Annotated in this window: 19 protein-coding genes; 9 read left to right on the top strand and 10 right to left on the bottom strand. The window is 75.0% G+C overall.

From position 1 onward, the window contains the following. Positions 1-185 precede the first annotated feature (185 nt). Positions 186-1,196 carry an anti-sigma factor RsbA family regulatory protein gene (locus tag HL189_RS19355; RefSeq protein ID WP_369135360.1) on the top strand — a complete coding sequence of 337 codons (1,011 nt, stop codon included), beginning with the start codon at positions 186-188 and terminating at the stop codon, positions 1,194-1,196. 17 nt (positions 1,197-1,213) lie between these two features. On the opposite strand, the gene HL189_RS19350 is transcribed toward HL189_RS19355, so the two are convergent. From HL189_RS19350 to HL189_RS19340, 3 genes are all read right to left on the bottom strand, one after another. Next, positions 1,214-1,756 carry a sugar O-acetyltransferase gene (locus tag HL189_RS19350; protein ID WP_369135479.1) on the bottom strand — a complete coding sequence of 181 codons (543 nt, stop codon included), beginning with the start codon at positions 1,754-1,756 and terminating at the stop codon, positions 1,214-1,216. A 74-nt stretch (positions 1,757-1,830) separates the two neighbouring features. Next, complete coding sequence (locus HL189_RS19345) at positions 1,831-2,259, bottom strand: STAS domain-containing protein (RefSeq protein ID WP_369135359.1); 429 nt, start codon at positions 2,257-2,259, stop codon at positions 1,831-1,833. Positions 2,260-2,288: 29 nt separating this feature from the next. Beyond that, on the bottom strand, positions 2,289-2,846 hold the full coding sequence (locus HL189_RS19340; RefSeq protein ID WP_369135358.1) for an NUDIX domain-containing protein: 558 nt from the start codon (positions 2,844-2,846) through the stop codon (positions 2,289-2,291). Positions 2,847-2,887: 41 nt separating this feature from the next. Between HL189_RS19340 and HL189_RS19335 the strand changes: the two genes are divergently transcribed. Both HL189_RS19335 and HL189_RS19330 read left to right on the top strand, forming a co-directional pair. Beyond that, positions 2,888-3,379, top strand: a complete 492-nt coding sequence (locus tag HL189_RS19335; RefSeq protein WP_369135357.1) for a DUF1992 domain-containing protein — start codon at positions 2,888-2,890, stop codon at positions 3,377-3,379. Between the two features lie 99 nt (positions 3,380-3,478). Continuing rightward, positions 3,479-3,634 (top strand): hypothetical protein, encoded by a 156-nt coding sequence (locus HL189_RS19330; protein ID WP_369135356.1) that lies wholly within the window; start codon positions 3,479-3,481, stop codon positions 3,632-3,634. Positions 3,635-3,653: 19 nt separating this feature from the next. On the opposite strand, the gene HL189_RS19325 is transcribed toward HL189_RS19330, so the two are convergent. Beyond that, positions 3,654-3,830 carry a hypothetical protein gene (locus HL189_RS19325; RefSeq protein WP_369135355.1) on the bottom strand — a complete coding sequence of 59 codons (177 nt, stop codon included), beginning with the start codon at positions 3,828-3,830 and terminating at the stop codon, positions 3,654-3,656. Between the two features lie 117 nt (positions 3,831-3,947). Here HL189_RS19325 and HL189_RS19320 point away from each other — a divergent pair, with 117 nt between their 5' ends. After that, positions 3,948-4,115 carry a hypothetical protein gene (locus HL189_RS19320; protein WP_369135354.1) on the top strand — a complete coding sequence of 56 codons (168 nt, stop codon included), beginning with the start codon at positions 3,948-3,950 and terminating at the stop codon, positions 4,113-4,115. 29 nt (positions 4,116-4,144) lie between these two features. On the opposite strand, the gene HL189_RS19315 is transcribed toward HL189_RS19320, so the two are convergent. Further along, positions 4,145-5,995 (bottom strand): hydantoinase B/oxoprolinase family protein, encoded by a 1,851-nt coding sequence (locus HL189_RS19315; protein WP_369135353.1) that lies wholly within the window; start codon positions 5,993-5,995, stop codon positions 4,145-4,147. Next, positions 5,992-8,067: a hydantoinase/oxoprolinase family protein gene (locus HL189_RS19310; protein ID WP_369135352.1), complete on the bottom strand. Its 2,076-nt coding sequence runs from the start codon at positions 8,065-8,067 to the stop codon at positions 5,992-5,994. The genes HL189_RS19315 and HL189_RS19310 overlap by 4 nt, the downstream gene beginning before the upstream one ends. Before the next feature lie 48 nt (positions 8,068-8,115). Here HL189_RS19310 and HL189_RS19305 point away from each other — a divergent pair, with 48 nt between their 5' ends. Beyond that, complete coding sequence (locus HL189_RS19305) at positions 8,116-8,490, top strand: VOC family protein (protein WP_369135351.1); 375 nt, start codon at positions 8,116-8,118, stop codon at positions 8,488-8,490. 4 nt (positions 8,491-8,494) lie between these two features. On the opposite strand, the gene HL189_RS19300 is transcribed toward HL189_RS19305, so the two are convergent. The 3 genes from HL189_RS19300 to HL189_RS19290 all read right to left on the bottom strand — a co-directional run bounded on the left by HL189_RS19300 (position 8,495) and on the right by HL189_RS19290 (position 10,302). Continuing rightward, positions 8,495-9,343, bottom strand: coding sequence for a dienelactone hydrolase family protein (locus tag HL189_RS19300; RefSeq protein WP_369135350.1), 849 nt, complete (start codon positions 9,341-9,343; stop codon positions 8,495-8,497). Positions 9,344-9,390: 47 nt separating this feature from the next. Beyond that, a complete protein-coding gene (locus HL189_RS19295; RefSeq protein WP_369135349.1) occupies positions 9,391-9,801 on the bottom strand; it encodes a hypothetical protein in 411 nt (136 codons plus the stop codon). A gap of 81 nt (positions 9,802-9,882) precedes the next feature. Further along, entirely contained in the window at positions 9,883-10,302 is a 420-nt protein-coding gene (locus tag HL189_RS19290; RefSeq protein WP_369135348.1) for a MarR family winged helix-turn-helix transcriptional regulator, read from the bottom strand. A 73-nt stretch (positions 10,303-10,375) separates the two neighbouring features. Between HL189_RS19290 and HL189_RS19285 the strand changes: the two genes are divergently transcribed. From HL189_RS19285 to HL189_RS19275, 3 genes are read left to right on the top strand one after another with little or no spacing between them, the layout of a single operon-like run. After that, entirely contained in the window at positions 10,376-12,223 is a 1,848-nt protein-coding gene (locus tag HL189_RS19285; RefSeq protein WP_369135347.1) for an ABC transporter ATP-binding protein, read from the top strand. A 58-nt stretch (positions 12,224-12,281) separates the two neighbouring features. Further along, positions 12,282-13,157 (top strand): diguanylate cyclase, encoded by an 876-nt coding sequence (locus tag HL189_RS19280; protein ID WP_369135346.1) that lies wholly within the window; start codon positions 12,282-12,284, stop codon positions 13,155-13,157. Beyond that, the gene (locus tag HL189_RS19275; RefSeq protein ID WP_369135345.1) at positions 13,158-14,303 is read left to right on the top strand and encodes an alkene reductase; all 1,146 of its coding nucleotides are present in this window, start codon (positions 13,158-13,160) and stop codon (positions 14,301-14,303) included. 70 nt (positions 14,304-14,373) lie between these two features. On the opposite strand, the gene HL189_RS19270 is transcribed toward HL189_RS19275, so the two are convergent. Next, positions 14,374-15,435: a M24 family metallopeptidase gene (locus HL189_RS19270; RefSeq protein WP_369135344.1), complete on the bottom strand. Its 1,062-nt coding sequence runs from the start codon at positions 15,433-15,435 to the stop codon at positions 14,374-14,376. A gap of 273 nt (positions 15,436-15,708) precedes the next feature. On the opposite strand from HL189_RS19270, the gene HL189_RS19265 reads away from it, so the two are divergent. Beyond that, positions 15,709-15,851, top strand: a 143-nt coding sequence (locus tag HL189_RS19265; RefSeq protein ID WP_369135478.1) for an ATP-binding cassette domain-containing protein, incomplete at its 3' end; no start/stop codon positions are given.

The raw sequence follows: 15,851 nt of genomic DNA, 5'->3' as shown, positions 1-15,851 counted from the left end.
ACCGCCTCGACTCGCGACACGCCGGTGGCGCCTCGCACCATGGGGCGCACCTGTGCAACCGCACTGGTCAGCAGCGTGTCACCCGATGGTGTGACGGGGAAGGCGAGGGGTGGTTGCCCGCCCCGGGCTCGGGTGATTGAGAATGCGACGAGCTCGCTGACCCCTACGTCCCTCAGAGAGGCCCCGTGTCCGTGATCGGTGATCACCCCCCGCGCTCTCTTCAGCGCGGCCAGGTGCACGCCGGCGGCGGGCCGCGCGCACCGCGCGGGCACGTCCACGGGGCCGTCGTCGTGGCGGGCCGGGAGCAGGTCCTCGCCGCCGCCGTCCCCTTCCTGGAGTCGGGGATCCGCGCCGGCGACCTGGTCGTGCTCGCCTGCGACGAGGCGACCGCAGCACCACTGCGGGCCGAGCTCGGAAAGCACGACGCGCTGCTCAGCGAGCCGCGGATCGCGCTGCGTGGTGCCCGCGCCCCCGACGCGTTCGGCCTCACCCGCCGGCTGCTCGACCGAGCCGCCGCGTCCGGATCCGGCCGGCTGCGCATCCTGGGGATCCCGGAGTTCGGGCCCGACCCGATCAGCTGGCGCGAGGGGCAGCGGTACGAGTCGGCGGCCAACACGGTCCTGCGCGACGCGCCGCTCTCGGCCCTGTGCGTGTACGACACCGACGTGCTGCCGGCGCCCGTGGTGGCCAGCGCCTGCGTGACGCACCCGTACCTGCTCGCCCGCAGCGACCTGGCCGCCAACCCGGACTACCGGCCGCCGCGCCGTTACCTCGCGGAGCTGCCGTTGCCCCGCGAGCCGGTGGAGGACGGCGCCCCGGTCTTCGTGGTCGACGCCGTGGCGGCGCTCCCCGACCTCCGCCGCCAGCTCGGCGCCGTGCTCGCGGAGTGGGTGCCCGACCGGGACCGCCGGGAGGACCTGCACCTGGCGGTCAGCGAGATCGCGGCCAACGCCTTCCGGCACGGCACCCCACCGGTGTCGGCCCGCATCTGGGCGGGACCCGACCGGATCGTGTGCACGATCAGCGACGGCGGCGCCGGCCTCGTCGACCCGGTGGCCGGGTTCCAGCCGGCTCACGGCGACGACCTCTCCCGCGGTGGCATGGGCCTGTGGCTCGCCCGCAAGCTCTGGGACCACGTGGACCTGCTGCACGGGCCCGACGGCTTCACCGTGCGGCTCAGCTCACCGCTGAACTGAGCCCGGCGCCGGGTCGCTCAGCCGATCTCGCGCACCACCCGCGCCGGGTTGCCGACGGCCAGCACCCCCTCGGGCAGGTCCTTGGTCACCACCGCACCCGCGCCGACGACCGTCCGGGCACCGACCGTGACGCCCGGCAGCACGATCACGCCCCCGCCGAACCAGACGTCGTCCCCGATGGTGATCGGCGCCGACCCCTCCCAGCCCTCACGGCGGCGGCCGGCGTCGAGCGGGTGGGTGGCCGTCAGCAGCTGCACGTTCGGGCCGAACTGGACGAAGTCGCCGATGGTGATCCGCCCGACGTCCAGCAGGACGGCACCCCAGTTGACGAACACGTTGGCGCCGACGTGGACGTTGTAGCCGTAGTCGCACCGGAGGTCCGGGCGGATCGAGGTGTTCGGCCCGACCGACCCGAGCAGCTCGCCGAGGAGCTCGCGCCGCGCGCCGGGGTCGAGCTCGGCGTTGTAGCGGGCGGTCAGCTCGGCGGCTCGCCGGCCGTCCGCGATGAGATCGGGGTCGTTCGCCATGTACTCCTGGCCGGCCAGCATCCGGTCCTTCATCTCGCCCACGCCCGCACGGTAGGGGACGGCCCCCGTCTCGGGCGCGCCCGACCTGGACGGAGCGCGGCCCGGCGTCAGCGGTGCTCGATGCCCGGCCGCATCGGCTCCCTCGTGCGCTGCGGCGTCCCCTCCCGGCGGTCGACGATGGTGAACCGGCGCCACAGGCCGCTGACCTGCAGCGGCCGGGTGACCCCGGTGGTGGCGACGATCAACGGCATCTCGATGCCCCGTGGCTCGGCCATCCGCTCCAGCTGGACCAGCGTCGAGACGCCGGCGGAGTTCATGTAGTCGACCCCGCTCAGGTCCAGCTCCACCCGGCGCAGCTGGTGGGAGGCGAGCATGAGGTCGGTCATCACCCGCACCAGCGGACGGCGGGCCTCCTCGGTGAGCTCGCCGACGACGCGGATCTCCGCGCTGTGGCCGTCCTGCGTCGTGGTGACCGTGATCTCGGGGGTGCTCCCCGAGGACTCCGGGGCGTCGTTGCCTGCCGTGGGCTCCTGCATGGCTGTCGGGTTCCCGGACGGCGGCGGGTTCATGCCAGGCGCTCCGTCGCGGCGTGCGCTGCCGACCGGTCGAGCAGCAGCAGGGCGTAGGCCGCCAGCGAGGGACCGTCGGTGAACCGGCCCTCGCGCACCATCGCCCGCAGCTCGGCCTCGGTCACGAACGCGTGCCGCATGTCGGCCTCGGTGACCTCGCGCGCGGGCGGGCCCGGCGTGAGCCCGGCGGCCAGCCACACGTCGAACTGCTGGGTGGACAGGCCCGGGGCCAGGTCCAGGCGCCCGAGGTGGCGCAGCTCGGCGGCCCGCAGGCCGGTCTCCTCGGCGAGCTCCGCGCGGGCGAGCTGCTCCGCGGTGCCGCCCTCCCCGGCCGTCCAGGTGCCCTGCGGGAACTCCCACGCGCGCCTGCCCAGCGGGTGGCGGAACTGCTCGACCAGCCAGAAGCCGTCCCGCTCGGCCGGGACCACCAGCCCGAAGTGCGGCTTCTCGACGACGCCGTAGACGCCGGTCGAGCCGTCCGCGCGCACGACGGCGTCCTCCCGCACGCGGATCCAGGGGTTCCGGTAGACCTCTCGGCTGCTCGTCGTCCGCACGCGGCCCAGACTGGCAGACGACGGGAGCGAGGAGGACGCCGATGACGCAGCGCAAGCCGACCGGGATGTCGTTCGAGACGTGGGTCGAGCAGCAGATCCGGCGGGCCCGCGACGAGGGCGCCTTCGAGGGGCTGTCCCTGGCGGGCAAGCCGCTGCCCCGCATCGACCGGGAGAAGAGCAGCCTCGAGTGGGCGCTGGAGTGGGCCGCCCGCGAGGAGGCCGACGTCACCGCGATGCTGCCGACCGGCCTGGCCCTGCGGAAGGAGCGGGAGGAGCTGCCCGGGCTGATCGCCCGGCAGACCTCCGAGGTCGCCGTCCGGGCGCTCGTCGAGGCGCACAACGCCCGGGTCGACCAGTACTACCGCCGTCCGGTCGAGGGTGTATGGGTCCCGGTCGGGATGGCCGACGTCGAGGAGACGGTGGCCCGGTGGCGGGAGGACCGGCCGGCTCCGCCCGCCGCTGCCCCACCACCGCCGGCGCCCCCGGTCGCCCGCCGGCGGTGGTGGTCGCGGCGCCGGGCGGGGGAGTCCTGATGCGCTTCGTCCTCGAGGTCGGCGTCTGGCGCGTCGAGCAGAGCTGACGAACCGGGAGCACAGTGGGAGCTCCGTTCCTGCTGCCCACCGGGAGGCCCCGTGTCCGAGAACATGCCCGACGCCGCCGACGCGTCCGAGCTGATCGCTTCGACCGACGGCCAGGCCGACCCTGGTGGGGGCGAGGAGCTGGACGGGGTCGCCGGCGCGGAGGACGACACGGAGGGCGGCGGGGCCACCACGGCCCCGGACGCCTGATCCGGGCGTACCGGCGGGGTCAGCCGTCCCCGTCGGCCCGGTCGTCCTCGTCGTCCGCGGCGGCCCCGTCGCGTTCGGTGCGCTCCGCGTGCTCGCGGGCGGCGAGCTCCCGGGTGGCCATGCCGCCCTGGCCACCCTCGTCGTGCTGCCCGGGGTGCAGGTTGGGCTCGTCGGCCCGGTGCGCTGGCTCGTTCATGCCCGCAGAGCCTGCCGACTCCCGGTCCTTCGCGCAGGGCGAACTCCTCCGCCGGTTCGCGACCCGGTGCCCGGGTAGGCCGACCGGGACCGATCCACCGCCGGACAGGAGGTCCCGATGACCGAGACGCCAGGTACCGACCGCGACGAGGCCCGGGAGAACGTGCTGCACGAGACGCCGCTCGTCCCGGAGTCGGTGGAGGACACCGACGACGACCCGCGCAACACGGACGACCCGGCCAACCGCGGCGACGACGGGGTGACCGGCGACAGCGTCAAGCCGTAGCCGGAGGACCCGGCGGCCGGGATCCTCCTTCAGGGCAGGTCGTACTGGTTGAACGCCGCGCCGCCGGAGAGCCGCGCGTACCCGGGGCCGCGGTCGAAGAAGGGCTGCTCCGCGGGGCGGCCGGCGCGCATCGCGGCCCGCAGCGCCTCGGTCGCGGGCTCGTCGGCCGCGCCGTCCGCCCCGATCACCACGCCGTAGTCCTCGCGGGCGCCGGCTCTGCTCACCTTGCGCCAGGCGATGTCGCGCAGCACCTCGACGACCGGGCGGTCCAGCGGGTCGCCCCAGCCGCCGCCACCCGTCGTCCGCACCCGCACCACCGTGCCGGCCCGCAGCGGCTCGGCGTCGGCCAGCGCGTCGACCTCGTGCTCGTCCGGCCCGCCCGGGTCCACCGTGATCGAGAACGGCCGGCCGGCCCGGCCGCCGTTGACGCCCCAGCAGGACAGGATCGAGCGGTCGGCGATCGACATGAAGTGCGCGTCGCGCAGCACCCGGATGTGCTTCTCGTAGCCGCAGCCGCCGCGGTACCGGCCAGGGCCGCCGGAGTCGACCGCCAGCCCCAGCCGCTCGACGCGCAGCGGGAAGCGGGACTCGGTGAACTCCGTGGGGAGGTTCCGGGAGTCCGGCACGACGTGGATGGTGTCCTCGCCGTCGGCGTAGTACCGCCCGCCCGAGCCGCCGCCGAGCACCTCGCGCATGAGGTAGGGCTCGCCGGCGTCGTCCGTCCCGTACACCCCGGTGTAGCGGATCGTCTCCTGGTCGGCGGGCATCCGGCCGCCGGTGGCCTTGGCCAGCACGCCGGCGAGCACGCCCAGCAGCCGCAGGATGACGAACGTGCGGGCGTTGGTCGGCGCGGGGAAGACCGGGGTGAGCAGCGTGCCCTTCTCCGGGAACCGCATCTCGATCAACGGGACGACGCCCTCGTTGACGTCGAGCTGGGCCATCCGCTCGGGGGACTCGGCCAGGTTGCGCAGGACCGGCGCGAGCCACTTCTTCAGGAAGTTGCCGTCGGCGTAGTCCCCGCAGTGGTTGATCGGGCCCTTGGCCTGCGGTCCGGTGCCGGTGAAGTCGATGACCAGCGGGGTCTCCCGCGTGGAGTCCATGGTCAGCGTGATCCGCTGCCGGTGCAGGGTCGGCGGGTCCACGCCGTCGTGCTCGGCGTAGTCCTCCCAGACGTAGGTGCCGTCGGGGATCCGGGAGAGGACTTCCCGCCGGTACACCTCGGTCGAGGTGCTCAGGATCGTCTCGAAGCAGGTCTCCACCGCGGCCACGCCGTACCGGTCGAACAGCTCGCCCAGCCGCCGGGCGCCGGCCAGGCAGGCCGAGCACTCCGCGTCCAGGTCCGCGGCCAGGGAGTCGGGCATCCGCGAGTTGCGGGTCATGATCGTCAACGCCGCCTCGTTGCGGACGCCCCGGTCCCACAGCTTGATCGGCGGGACCATCAGCCCCTCCTCGAACACGCTGGTCGCGGCGGACGGCATGGACCCGGGGACCGCTCCGCCGATGTCGTCGTGGTGGCCGAACGCCTGCACGAAGGCGACCACGGTCGGTGCGCCGTCCACGTCGGCGAAGACGGGCACCGTCACGCACAGGTCGGGCAGGTGCCCGATCCCGCCCTCGGAGAGGTAGACGTCGTTGTGGAAGAAGACGTCGCCGGGGTTCATGGTCGGGATCGGGTGGTCGCGCACCACCGGGTGCACCAGTGCGGAGTAGGAGCGGCCGGTCAGCTTGCGCAGCCGGCGGTCGTGGATGCCGGCCCGGAAGTCGTGCGCGTCGCGGATCATCGGCGACCGGGAGGTCCGGCCGATCGACGTCTCGACCTCCTTCTCGATCGCCGCGAGCGTGCCGGCCACGATCTCCACGAGCACCGGGTCAGCGGTCATGCGGCGGGCTCCCTCGTCAGCAGGAGGTTGCCGAACCGGTCCACGGTGGCGGCGAACCCCGGGTGGACGGGCACGGTCGCGCCGAACTCCTCGATCACGGCGGGCCCGACGACGACGTCGCCAGGGGCCAGGCCGGGCCGCGCGTGCACCGGCGTCTCCACCCAGCCGTCGTCGAAGAGCACCGGCCGGGTGCCGGTGACGGACCGGTCCGCCCCTCCCGCGCGGGCGGGCAGCTCGACGACGTCGGGACGGCGGATCGGCCCGATCCCGCTCACCCGCAGGTTCACCCACTCGACCGCCTGCCGCGGGTCGGCCGCGAAGTCGTAGCCGTAGAGCCGGCGGTGCGCTGCGTGGAACGCGGTCGCCACCAGGTCGACGACGGCATGGCCGAGCGGCCCGTCGCCGACCGGCACCCGCACCTCGAAGGCCTGGCCGACGTAGCGGAGGTCCGCCGTCCGCTGCATCTGCTGGTCGCGCCGATCGAAGCCCTCGGCGTCGAGGGCTCGCGCGGCCTGCTCCTCGAGGGCGCTGAAGGCGGCGTCGACGGCGGCCGTGTCCAGATCAGCGTGCCGGGACACCATCGTCTGCACGTAGTCGTTGCGGACGTCGACGGTCAGCAACCCGAAGGCGCTGACGTTGCCCGGGTTCGGCGGCACGAGGGTGCGCGGGAGCCCGAGGACGTCCATCAACCGGCAGGCCAGCAGCGGGCCGGAGCCGCCGAACGTGGTCAGCGTGAAGTCCCGGATGTCCAGGCCCCGGGCGACGGTCACCTGGCGCAGCGCGTTGGCCTGGTTCCAGGCGGAGATCTCCAGGATGCCGGTCGCGGTGCGCTCCAGGTCCAGGCCGAGGTCCTCGCCGAGCCGGGTGAGCCCGTCGCGGGCGGCCTCCACCGACAGCGGGATCTCCCCGCCGAGCAGGTGCGGCGGGATCCGGCCGAGGACGACGGAGGCGTCGGTGACCGTGGGGTCCGGGCCGCCGGCGGGGTAGCAGATCGGTCCCGGGTCGGCGCCGGCGGACCGCGGGCCGACCCTGAGCGTGCCCTCGGGCGAGATCCAGGCGATCGACCCGCCGCCCGCCCCGACGGTGACCACGTCGATCATCGGGATCTTCGACGGGTACCGGCCGACCGAGCCCTCCGTGGTCAGCGCCGGCTCGCCGTCGACCACCACGGTCACGTCGGTGGAGGTGCCGCCCCCGTCGCAGGTGAGCACCCGGTCGAAGCCCGCGGTCCCCGCGATCAGCGCCGCGCCGAGCGCCCCGGCGGCAGGGCCGGACAGCATCGTGGTGATCGGCTGGTGGACCACCTCGGCCGCCGAGAGCACGCCGCCGTTGCTCTTCATCACGTAGAACGGCACGCCGGGGGCGATCTCGTCCAGCCGGCGGCGGATGGTGCCGACGTAGGCGGACACCCGCGGCTTCACCGCGGCGTCGACCAGCGTGGTGACCGACCGCTCGTACTCCCGGTACTCGCGCAGCACCTGCGAGCTGATGCTCACCACAGCGTCCGGGTGCTCCTCGGAGAGCACGTCGAGCATCGCGCGCTCGTGTGCGTCGTCGGCGTAGGAGTGCAGGAAGCAGACGCCGATCGTGGTGATCCCGGCGTCCCGGAAGAACCGGGCGGCGGCGACGGCGTCCTCCCGGGAGAAGGGGCGCACCTCCGCGCCGGTGACGTCCAGCCGGCCGCGGACGGTGCGGACCAGGTCGGCCGGGACGATCCGCGGCGGTTTGACCCAGAAGTAGCTGTTGCCGTACCCGTCGGGCACCGACTGGCGGGCGATCTCCAGCACCGACTCGTAGCCCTCGGTGGTGATGAACCCGAGCCGGTCGAGCTTGCCCTCCAGCAGCTGGTTGGTGGCCACCGTCGTCCCGTGGCTGACCGCGGTGACCGCGTTCCCGTCCAGCCCGAGCCGGCCGAGGACACGGCGCACGCCGGTCAGGAAGCCGTCGGCCGGGTCAGCCGGGGTCGACGGGGTCTTCGTGGTGGCCACCTCGCCGGTCTCCTCGTCGACCGCGACGACGTCGGTGAACGTGCCCCCGGTGTCGATGCCGATCCGGACCCGGCGGCCGCTCATGCGCGGGGACCTTAGCGCCGGCGCTGCGGGGCCGGTACCTTGCCCGCCATGCAGGACCGGCCCCGCGCGACGCTGACCAGCACGGTCCTCGGCTGCCCCGACCCGCGGGCGCTGGGCCGGTTCTACGCCGAGCTGCTCGGCTGGCCGATGGGGACCGACGACCCCGAGTGGGTCACGTTGCGGCCGGGCGGCCCCGGGCTGTCCTTCCAGCTCGAGGCCGACCACGTGCCGCCGGCCTGGCCGCAGGGTCCGGGGGACCAGCAGGTGCAGGCCCACCTCGACGTCCTGGTCGACGACCTCGAGGCGGCCGGCGCGTTCGCCCGGTCACTCGGCGCGACCCTGGCGGAGTTCCAGCCGCAGGAGCACGTCCGGGTGCACCTGGACCCGGCCGGCCACCCCTTCTGCCTCTACGTCGAGGACTGAGCCGCTACGTCGAGGACTGGGCGCCCGCTCCGGCCGGTACGCCCGCACCCAGGCGCTCCCGCAGGAACGCGACCACCTGGGCCCGGGCGTCGTTGGTCGGGTGACCGGGGGTCTCGACGTCCTCGCTCGTCAGCACCATGTGCTCGCGCCGGCCGATGCCGTGCGGGTTGCCCGGCTGGTTCCGGATCACGACCGGCAGCCAGCCGTCGCCGAAGGCGGCGCGCAGCGAGCGGAAGCGGTCGGTGGGGGAGGCCACGTCCTCGCTGAACCGCAGGCCCACCAGGGCCAGGCCCTCGTCCTTGATCCGGGCCGTGATCGCGTCGCGCTCCCGGTCGGACATGCCGAGGTCCCGCCGGCGCCCCGGCGTGAGGGGGAGCGGCAGGGTGGGCTGGCTGGCCACCGGCGCGAGGACGGCGGGCTCGGCGGCGGCGGCCAGCGCGAACCCGCCCGAGAAGCACATGCCGACGACGCCGACCCCCGGCCCGCCCACCTGGCCGTGCAGCCGCCGGGCGACCGCCCGCACGTACCCGGCGACCGGCCGGTCCGCGCGTCGGGCGAGGGCGCGGAACTCCCGGTCGACGAACGCCCTGGCCACGGTGCCGGCCACGTACCGCGGGGACGGCGGCCGGCCGGGCTCGCCGAGCAGCGATACAGCGGTGACGGTGAAGCCAGCGGCGACGAGGTGGTCGGCCAGCGCCAGGACCCGCGGCGTCAGGCCGGGGAGCTCGGGCAGCAGGACGACCCCGGGGCCGGTGCCGCGGGTGGCGAGGGTGTGGGTGAGGCCGGCCGCGGTGAACGGCTCGGACTGCCAGCCGGGCAGCTCGGCGGAGGCGACGACGGCGTTGTCGGTCATCGCGACATCCTGGGACAACCCCCGGTCGCCGTCCAGCGTGCCGTACGTCACCGCGGGTGGTCGTCCGGCCGGCCGGCCAGCCGGCGGGACCTCGCGACGGCGAGCTCGTCGAGGCCGCTGACCCCGTCGGTGCGGTGCTGGTCGGCCTGGTCGTCGATCCAGCGGGCATGGGTCTCCCACGCCGACTGCTTCGAGGTGCCCAGAGCCCGGCCGATCGCCGTCCAGGAGGCGCCGGCGGCGCGGGCGGTCCGGACGGTGAGCTGCCGCCCGTAGCCGGCCTTGCGGGCGATCACCTCGCCGAGGGCCAGCAGCTCCAGGGTCTCCTCCCGGGTGAGCCCGGCGGCCGGTGGATCGTCGTCGGGGTCGGACGCGAGGGCCTCACGGCTGCGCAGCTCGTCGAACCGGGCCACCGCCGTGCGGAGCGTGAGCCGGGTGTCCAGGTCGTCCGGGCTGGTCATGGGCCGAGCGTCCGGTCAGGACACCGTGACGTCAAGGTGTCCTGACGCGACTCCTGCCGCGGACCGCAGCGCGTCGGCCGCTCAGTCGACCAGCGCGCGCAGGATCCGGGCGAGGGTGGCCCGGTCCTCGGCGGAGAGGCGGGCGAACAGCTCCTCGGAGTCGGCGGCGCGGGCCGCGTCGACCTGGGCCTGCACCCGGCGTCCCTCGGGTGTGGGCCGCAGCAGCACTGCCCGGCGGTCCGCGGGGTCGGCGGACCGCTCGACGAGCCCGCGCTCCTGCAGCGCGTCGGCCACCTCGGTGGCCGACCGCGGGGCGATCCGCAGGACGTCGGCGAGCTCGGACAGCCGGACGCCGTCGTGCAGGCACACCACGCGCAGCGCCCGGGCCTGGTGCGGGGACAGCTCCCAGGGGGCGAGGGTCGCGTGCCAGCGGCGGCGCTGGGTGCGCGCGAACCCCATCAGCAGGTCGCCGAGCCCCGCCGCCCCCTCCTCGTCGCGCATGCCGGGAATCCTAGCCGCTCTCCTGCGGTTCCCTCATCGTGAGGTAGCCTCAGCAATTGATCGCAGAGAGAGGGTGGTCGCCGTCGACGACACCGTGTACCCCGGCCGTGGCGGCGGGCGCCCCGGCGGGCGGCCCGACCCGGCCGACCGCGCGCAGCTGGACCGCTCGCCCGTGCGGTGGAGCCGGGTGGCCGGTCTCTTCCGCCCCTACCGCTGGCAGCTGGCCGTCGTGGTCGCGCTCATCGTGGCCAGCTCCACGATCGCGCTGGCCTCCCCGTTCCTGATCCGGCTGGTCATCGACGAGGCGCTGCCCCGCCAGGACGTCGCGCTCCTGGCCTGGGCCGTGGCCGGCATGGTCGCCGTCGCCGCGGTCACCTCCGTCCTCGGCGTCGTCCAGACCTGGCTGTCCACGACCGTCGGCCAGCACGTGATGCACGGCCTGCGCACCGCGGTCTTCGCCCACCTGCAGCGGCAGTCGCTCGGCTTCTTCACCCGCACGCGGGGCGGGGAGGTCCAGTCGCGGCTCACCAACGACATCGGCGGCATGCAGTCGGTGGTCACCACCACCGCGACCTCGTTCGCGAGCAACGCCACCACGGTCATCGGGACGGCGGTCGCCATGGCCGCGATGAGCTGGCGGCTGTCGCTGCTGTCCCTCGTCGTCCTCCCGCCGGCGATCTGGCTGACCCGCCGGGTGGCGCAGATGCGCCGGACCATCACCGCGCAGCGCCAGCGGCACCTGGCCGACCTGCACTCCCAGGTCGAGGAGGGGCTCAGCGTGAGCGGCGTGCTGCTCGGCAAGACCCTCGGCGCGGGCCCCGCCCAGTCGCGGCGCTTCGCCGACACCTCCGACGTCCTCGTGGGTCTCGAGGTCCGGTCGCAGTTGGCCGGCCGCTGGCGGATGGCGACGATGAGCATCGTCTTCGCCGCCATCCCTGCGGTGATCTACCTCGCCGCCGGGCTGCCGGCGACCTCCGGCGGGATGACGATCGGCACCCTGGTCGCCTTCACCGCGCTGCAGGGCAAACTGTTCCGCCCGCTGATGGGCCTGCTGGACATCGGCGTCTCGCTGACCAGCTCGATGGCGCTGTTCAGCCGGGTGTTCGAGTACCTCGACCTGCCCGTGGACATCGACGACCCGGCGCGCCCCGTTCCGCTGGACCCGGCGCAGGTGCGCGGCGAGGTCCGGTTCGAGCACGTCGGCTTCCGCTATCCGGGCGGGCACCGGGACGCGCTGGACGACGTCGACCTCGCCGTCCCCGCCGGCGCGACCCTGGCGCTGGTGGGCGAGACCGGGTCCGGCAAGAGCACGTTGGCCTCCCTGGTGGCGCGGCTCAACGACCCGACCACCGGGCGGGTCGCGATCGACGGGACCGACGTCCGGGACGTCACCCTGGCCGATCTCGCCCGGACCGTCGGCGTGGTGTCGCAGGAGACCTACCTGCTGCACGGCACCGTGCGGGAGAACCTGCGGCACGCCCGGCCGGACGCCACCGACGAGGAGATGGTGGCCGCCGCCCGCCGGGCCCAGGTGCACGACCTGATCGCCGCCCTGCCCGACGGCTACGACACGGTGGTCGGCGCGCGCGGGCACCGGTTCTCCGGCGGGGAGAAGCAGCGGCTGGCGATTGCCCGCACGCTGCTGCGGGACCCGCGGGTGCTCGTGCTCGACGAGGCGACCAGCGCGTTGGACAACAGCACCGAACGGGCGGTCCAGGAGGCGCTGGACGAGGCCAGCCGGGGCCGGACGACGATCACCATCGCGCACCGGCTGTCCACCGTGCGGCACGCCGACCTGATCGCCGTGCTGGCCGGCGGCCGGGTGGTCGAGCAGGGCACGCACGAGGAGCTGCTGGCGCGCGGCGGCCGGTACGCCCGGCTGGCCGGCGCGGCGGAGCGGGACGCCGTCCTCGCCGGCTGACCCGGGCCCACCGGGCCTCGGTCGCCTGGACCGGCCCCTGCGCGGTCATACTCCCGTGGTGGCGGAACGGGGGGTCTGGTTGCCGGCGGCCGTCGTCCGGTCCACCCGCGCCCTGGTCTGCGTCGTCGACGCCGACTGCCGCATCGTGCTGGCGAACCCGGCGCTGGAGCGCTTCACCGGGATCCCCGCCGCGGAGCTGCTCGGGCGGTTCTTCCACGACGTCTACGTGGCGCCCGAGCACGTGCTGCTGGCGCAGGACGCCGTCGCCCGCGCGATCGAGACCGGCGTGGCCCATCCGCAGGAGGGCGACTGGCTGGCCGCCGGTGGTGTGCGGCGCAGGATCGCCATGCAGAACGACGTCCTGCTCGACGAGGGCGGCCGGCCGTGCGCGATCGTGTGCGTGGGCGTCGACGTCACCGAGGAGCGCGAGCGGGAGGCGCGGCTGCGCACGCGGGCGCACACCGACCTGCTCACCGGGCTGCCCAACCGCAGCACCCTGTTCGAGGCGCTGCACGCCGCCCTCGACCCGGCCGCGGGGGCCGGCTGCGCGCTGCTGTTCTGCGACCTGGACCGTTTCAAGGAGGTCAACGACCGGCACGGCCACGTGGTCGGTGACCAGCTGCTGGTGGAGGTCGCGACCCGGCTGGCCGGCGTCGCCGGCGCCGGGGACCTGGTCGCCCGGCTCGGCGGTGACGAGTTCGTGGTGCTCAGCCGGGACGGCGGGCCGTGGCAGCTGGCCGGCCTCGCCGAGGCGGTCGTCGACCGGTTCCGGGTGCCCTTCCACGGGCCCGACGGCGACCTGGCGATCGGGGTCAGCGTCGGCACCGCCGTCGGCCGTCCCGGTGACGCACCGGACGAGGTGATCTCCCGGGCCGACCGGGCGATGTACGGGGCCAAGTCGCGCCGGTGGCGGAGCGTGCCGCGCAGCGACTGAGTGACGATCGCCGCAGTCGGGAACGGGATGGTCGACCTCCGCAACCGCCTTGTCCCCGGCATGGACCTGTTCTCCCCTGTTCGGCTCGGCGACCTGCGGCTGGCCAACCGCGTCGTGATGGCCCCGCTGACGCGCCTGCGTGCGGGTGCCTCCGGCGTCCCCAACGACCTCGTCGTCGAGCACTACGCCCAGCGGGCCGGCATCGGCCTGATCGTCACCGAGGGCACGTACCCCAGCGCCGAGTCGCGGGCCTACCCGGGGCAGCCCGGCATCATCGACGACGAGCAGCAGGCCGGCTGGGCCCGCGTCGCCGAGGCGGTGCACGCCCGCGGCGGCACCATCGTCCTGCAGGTGATGCACGGCGGCCGGGTCTCGCACCCCGACATCACCGGCACCCCGCGGATCGTGGCGCCGTCCGCGATCGCCATCCGGGGCCAGGCGCGCACCCCGAACGGCAAGGTCGCCTACCCGGTGCCGCACGCGCTGACCGCCGAGGAGGCGCAGCAGACCCGGGCGGACATCGTGGCCGCATCCCGGCGCGCCGTCGCGGCCGGCCTCGACGGCGTGGAGGTGCACGGCGCCAACGGCTACCTGCTGCACGAGTTCCTCTCCCCGGCGTCCAACCAGCGCACCGACGAGTACGGCGGCACGCCCGCGAACCGGGCCCGCTTCGTGGTCGAGGTCGTCACCGCGGTCGCCGAGGCGATCGGTGCCGGCCGCGTCGGCCTGCGGATCTCGCCGGAGCACGACGTCCAGGACGCGCTGGAGACCGACCGGGACGACGTCCTGGCCACCTACGGCTCGCTGCTGGACCAGCTCCGCCCGCTGGGCCTGGCCTACCTGTCGATCCTGCACCGCGAGCCGGCGGGGGACCTGGCCCAGGAGCTGCGCCGCCGCTTCGCCGGCCCGCTCGTCGCCAACAGCGGCTTCGGCACCGTGACCACCCGCGCGGAGGCCGTGCGGCTGATCGAGGCCGCGCACGCCGACGCCGTCGCGGTCGGGCGGGCCGCGATCGCCAACCCCGACCTGGTCGAGCGGTGGCAGGGTGAGCACCCGGAGAACGAGCCGAACGCGGCGCTCTTCTACGCCAGCGGCGCCGAGGGCTACACCGACTACCCGTTCCTGGTCGCCAGCCAGAGCCGGTGAGGGCCTCTACGGCCCCTCTGCAGGGGCCCGCCGCGAGCTTGCGAGCGGTGGGGGGCAGGGGGGTCCTTGGTCATCGCACCAGCACGTCGGGGCGCGGCAGGCCGAGGCTGTCGGGGCTGGTCGGCCACACGCCGTCCGTCGTGAGCACCTCCAGGCCGTCCGGGCCGAGCAGGACGGTGTCCTCGCTCTTCACCCCGGGGCCCGAGGGGTTCCAGGCGAACGCCTGCCCGGCCACGACCGACAGGGGGCTGCCCGGCGTGGCCACCGGGTCGCGGCCGGCGTAGCCGGTCGGCCCGCCCTGGTGGTGCCGGGTCCACTCGTCGGCGGCGAACCCGTGCTCGGCGTAGGCCGCGGTCCCGGCGGCGAGCACCTCACCGAGCGTGGCACCGGGCCGGGTGGCACCCAGGAACGCGGTCTCCACCGCCCGGATGCGCCGGTCGGCGTCCTGCTGCCCGCTGCTCGGCGGGGTGAAGCGGACCCACCGGGTGGCGTTGGCGATCAGCCCGTGCCGCCGCGCGCAGACGACCATCATGACCCGCTCGCCCAGCGGCCCCGCGGTGGGCAGCGGGTGCCGGAACGCGCGCCGCGGCTCGCCGCTGACCAGCACGACCGTCGGGTCGGCGCCGCGGGCGACGAGCTCCCGGGCCAGCATCGCCGCGGCCTCCCGCTCCGGGGTGTCCGGCCGGAGCAGCAGCGCCGTCGCCGTCATCGCCTCCGCCGTGTCCCGGCCCAGCCGTCGGTAGCGGTCCTGCTCGCCCGGCAGCAGGGACGCGCGGGCCGCGCGCAGCCCCTCGGCGGCTGCCGGGTCGTCCTCGTGCAGCACGCCGGGGGCGCCGGGCTGGAGGTCCGGGCCGAGCAGCGGCTCCCACCAGGTGGTGACCCGCACGTCGACGTCGGCCGGCAGCTCCTCGGCGACCAGCCGTTCCACCTCGTTGGCCGGGGCCAGCACGAGGTCGCCGTCCGGCCCGGCCACGACGGCGACCACGCCCCGCTCGGCGGAGAGCACCACGCCGGGCCGGGCGCCGTCCAGGTACCAGGCCAGCGCGCCGACACCGGTGAGGACGAGGCGCTCGTGCCCCGTCCGCTGGAGCAGGTCGAGCACGAGGCGGCGCTTCTCGGCGCGGTCGCTCACGGATCTCCTCGGTCAGGCCGGCGGTCGCGTGCTGCCCCGCAGGACGACCTCAGCGTGCACCGTGACCGTGCGGGTGGGGGAGTCGGGGTCGGTGTCCAGCGCGAGCCGGGCCGCCCGGGCGCTCCGGAAAGAGCTCGCCCGGCGGTGGTGCGGGTTCGGGCACCGGCAGGCTCCACCCGTTCATGCGGTCCCCATTGACGACCGGAAAGCGCCTACCGCAAGGTGAGCGCAGTCATCCGGCGCCGGTCAGCGGCACCGAGCAAGGGAGCTCCCATGGCATCGGTCACCTACGACAAGGCGACCCGGCTGTACCCCGGCAGCGACAAGCCTGCCGTCGACCAGCTCGACCTGGAGATCGCCGATGGCGAGTTCCTGGTGCTGGTCGGCCCGTCGGGGTGCGGGAAGTCCACCTCGCT

The sequence above is a fragment of the Modestobacter sp. I12A-02662 genome (genome assembly GCF_041028325.1).
Lineage (GTDB): Bacteria > Actinomycetota > Actinomycetes > Mycobacteriales > Geodermatophilaceae > Modestobacter.
This window is presented reverse-complemented; position numbering and strand designations above follow the sequence as displayed.

Excerpts from the sequence above, each read along its gene's own strand:
- HL189_RS19350 (WP_369135479.1), bottom strand. The coding sequence starts at position 1,756 with ATGAAGGACCGGATGCTGGCCGGCCAGGAGTACATGGCGAACGACCCC.
- HL189_RS19345 (WP_369135359.1), bottom strand. The coding sequence starts at position 2,259 with ATGCAGGAGCCCACGGCAGGCAACGACGCCCCGGAGTCCTCGGGGAGC.
- HL189_RS19335 (WP_369135357.1), top strand. The coding sequence starts at position 2,888 with ATGACGCAGCGCAAGCCGACCGGGATGTCGTTCGAGACGTGGGTCGAG.
- HL189_RS19325 (WP_369135355.1), bottom strand. The coding sequence starts at position 3,830 with ATGAACGAGCCAGCGCACCGGGCCGACGAGCCCAACCTGCACCCCGGG.
- HL189_RS19320 (WP_369135354.1), top strand. The coding sequence starts at position 3,948 with ATGACCGAGACGCCAGGTACCGACCGCGACGAGGCCCGGGAGAACGTG.
- HL189_RS19315 (WP_369135353.1), bottom strand. The coding sequence starts at position 5,995 with ATGACCGCTGACCCGGTGCTCGTGGAGATCGTGGCCGGCACGCTCGCG.
- HL189_RS19310 (WP_369135352.1), bottom strand. The coding sequence starts at position 8,067 with ATGAGCGGCCGCCGGGTCCGGATCGGCATCGACACCGGGGGCACGTTC.
- HL189_RS19305 (WP_369135351.1), top strand. The coding sequence starts at position 8,116 with ATGCAGGACCGGCCCCGCGCGACGCTGACCAGCACGGTCCTCGGCTGC.
- HL189_RS19300 (WP_369135350.1), bottom strand. The coding sequence starts at position 9,343 with ATGACCGACAACGCCGTCGTCGCCTCCGCCGAGCTGCCCGGCTGGCAG.
- HL189_RS19295 (WP_369135349.1), bottom strand. The coding sequence starts at position 9,801 with ATGACCAGCCCGGACGACCTGGACACCCGGCTCACGCTCCGCACGGCG.
- HL189_RS19290 (WP_369135348.1), bottom strand. The coding sequence starts at position 10,302 with ATGCGCGACGAGGAGGGGGCGGCGGGGCTCGGCGACCTGCTGATGGGG.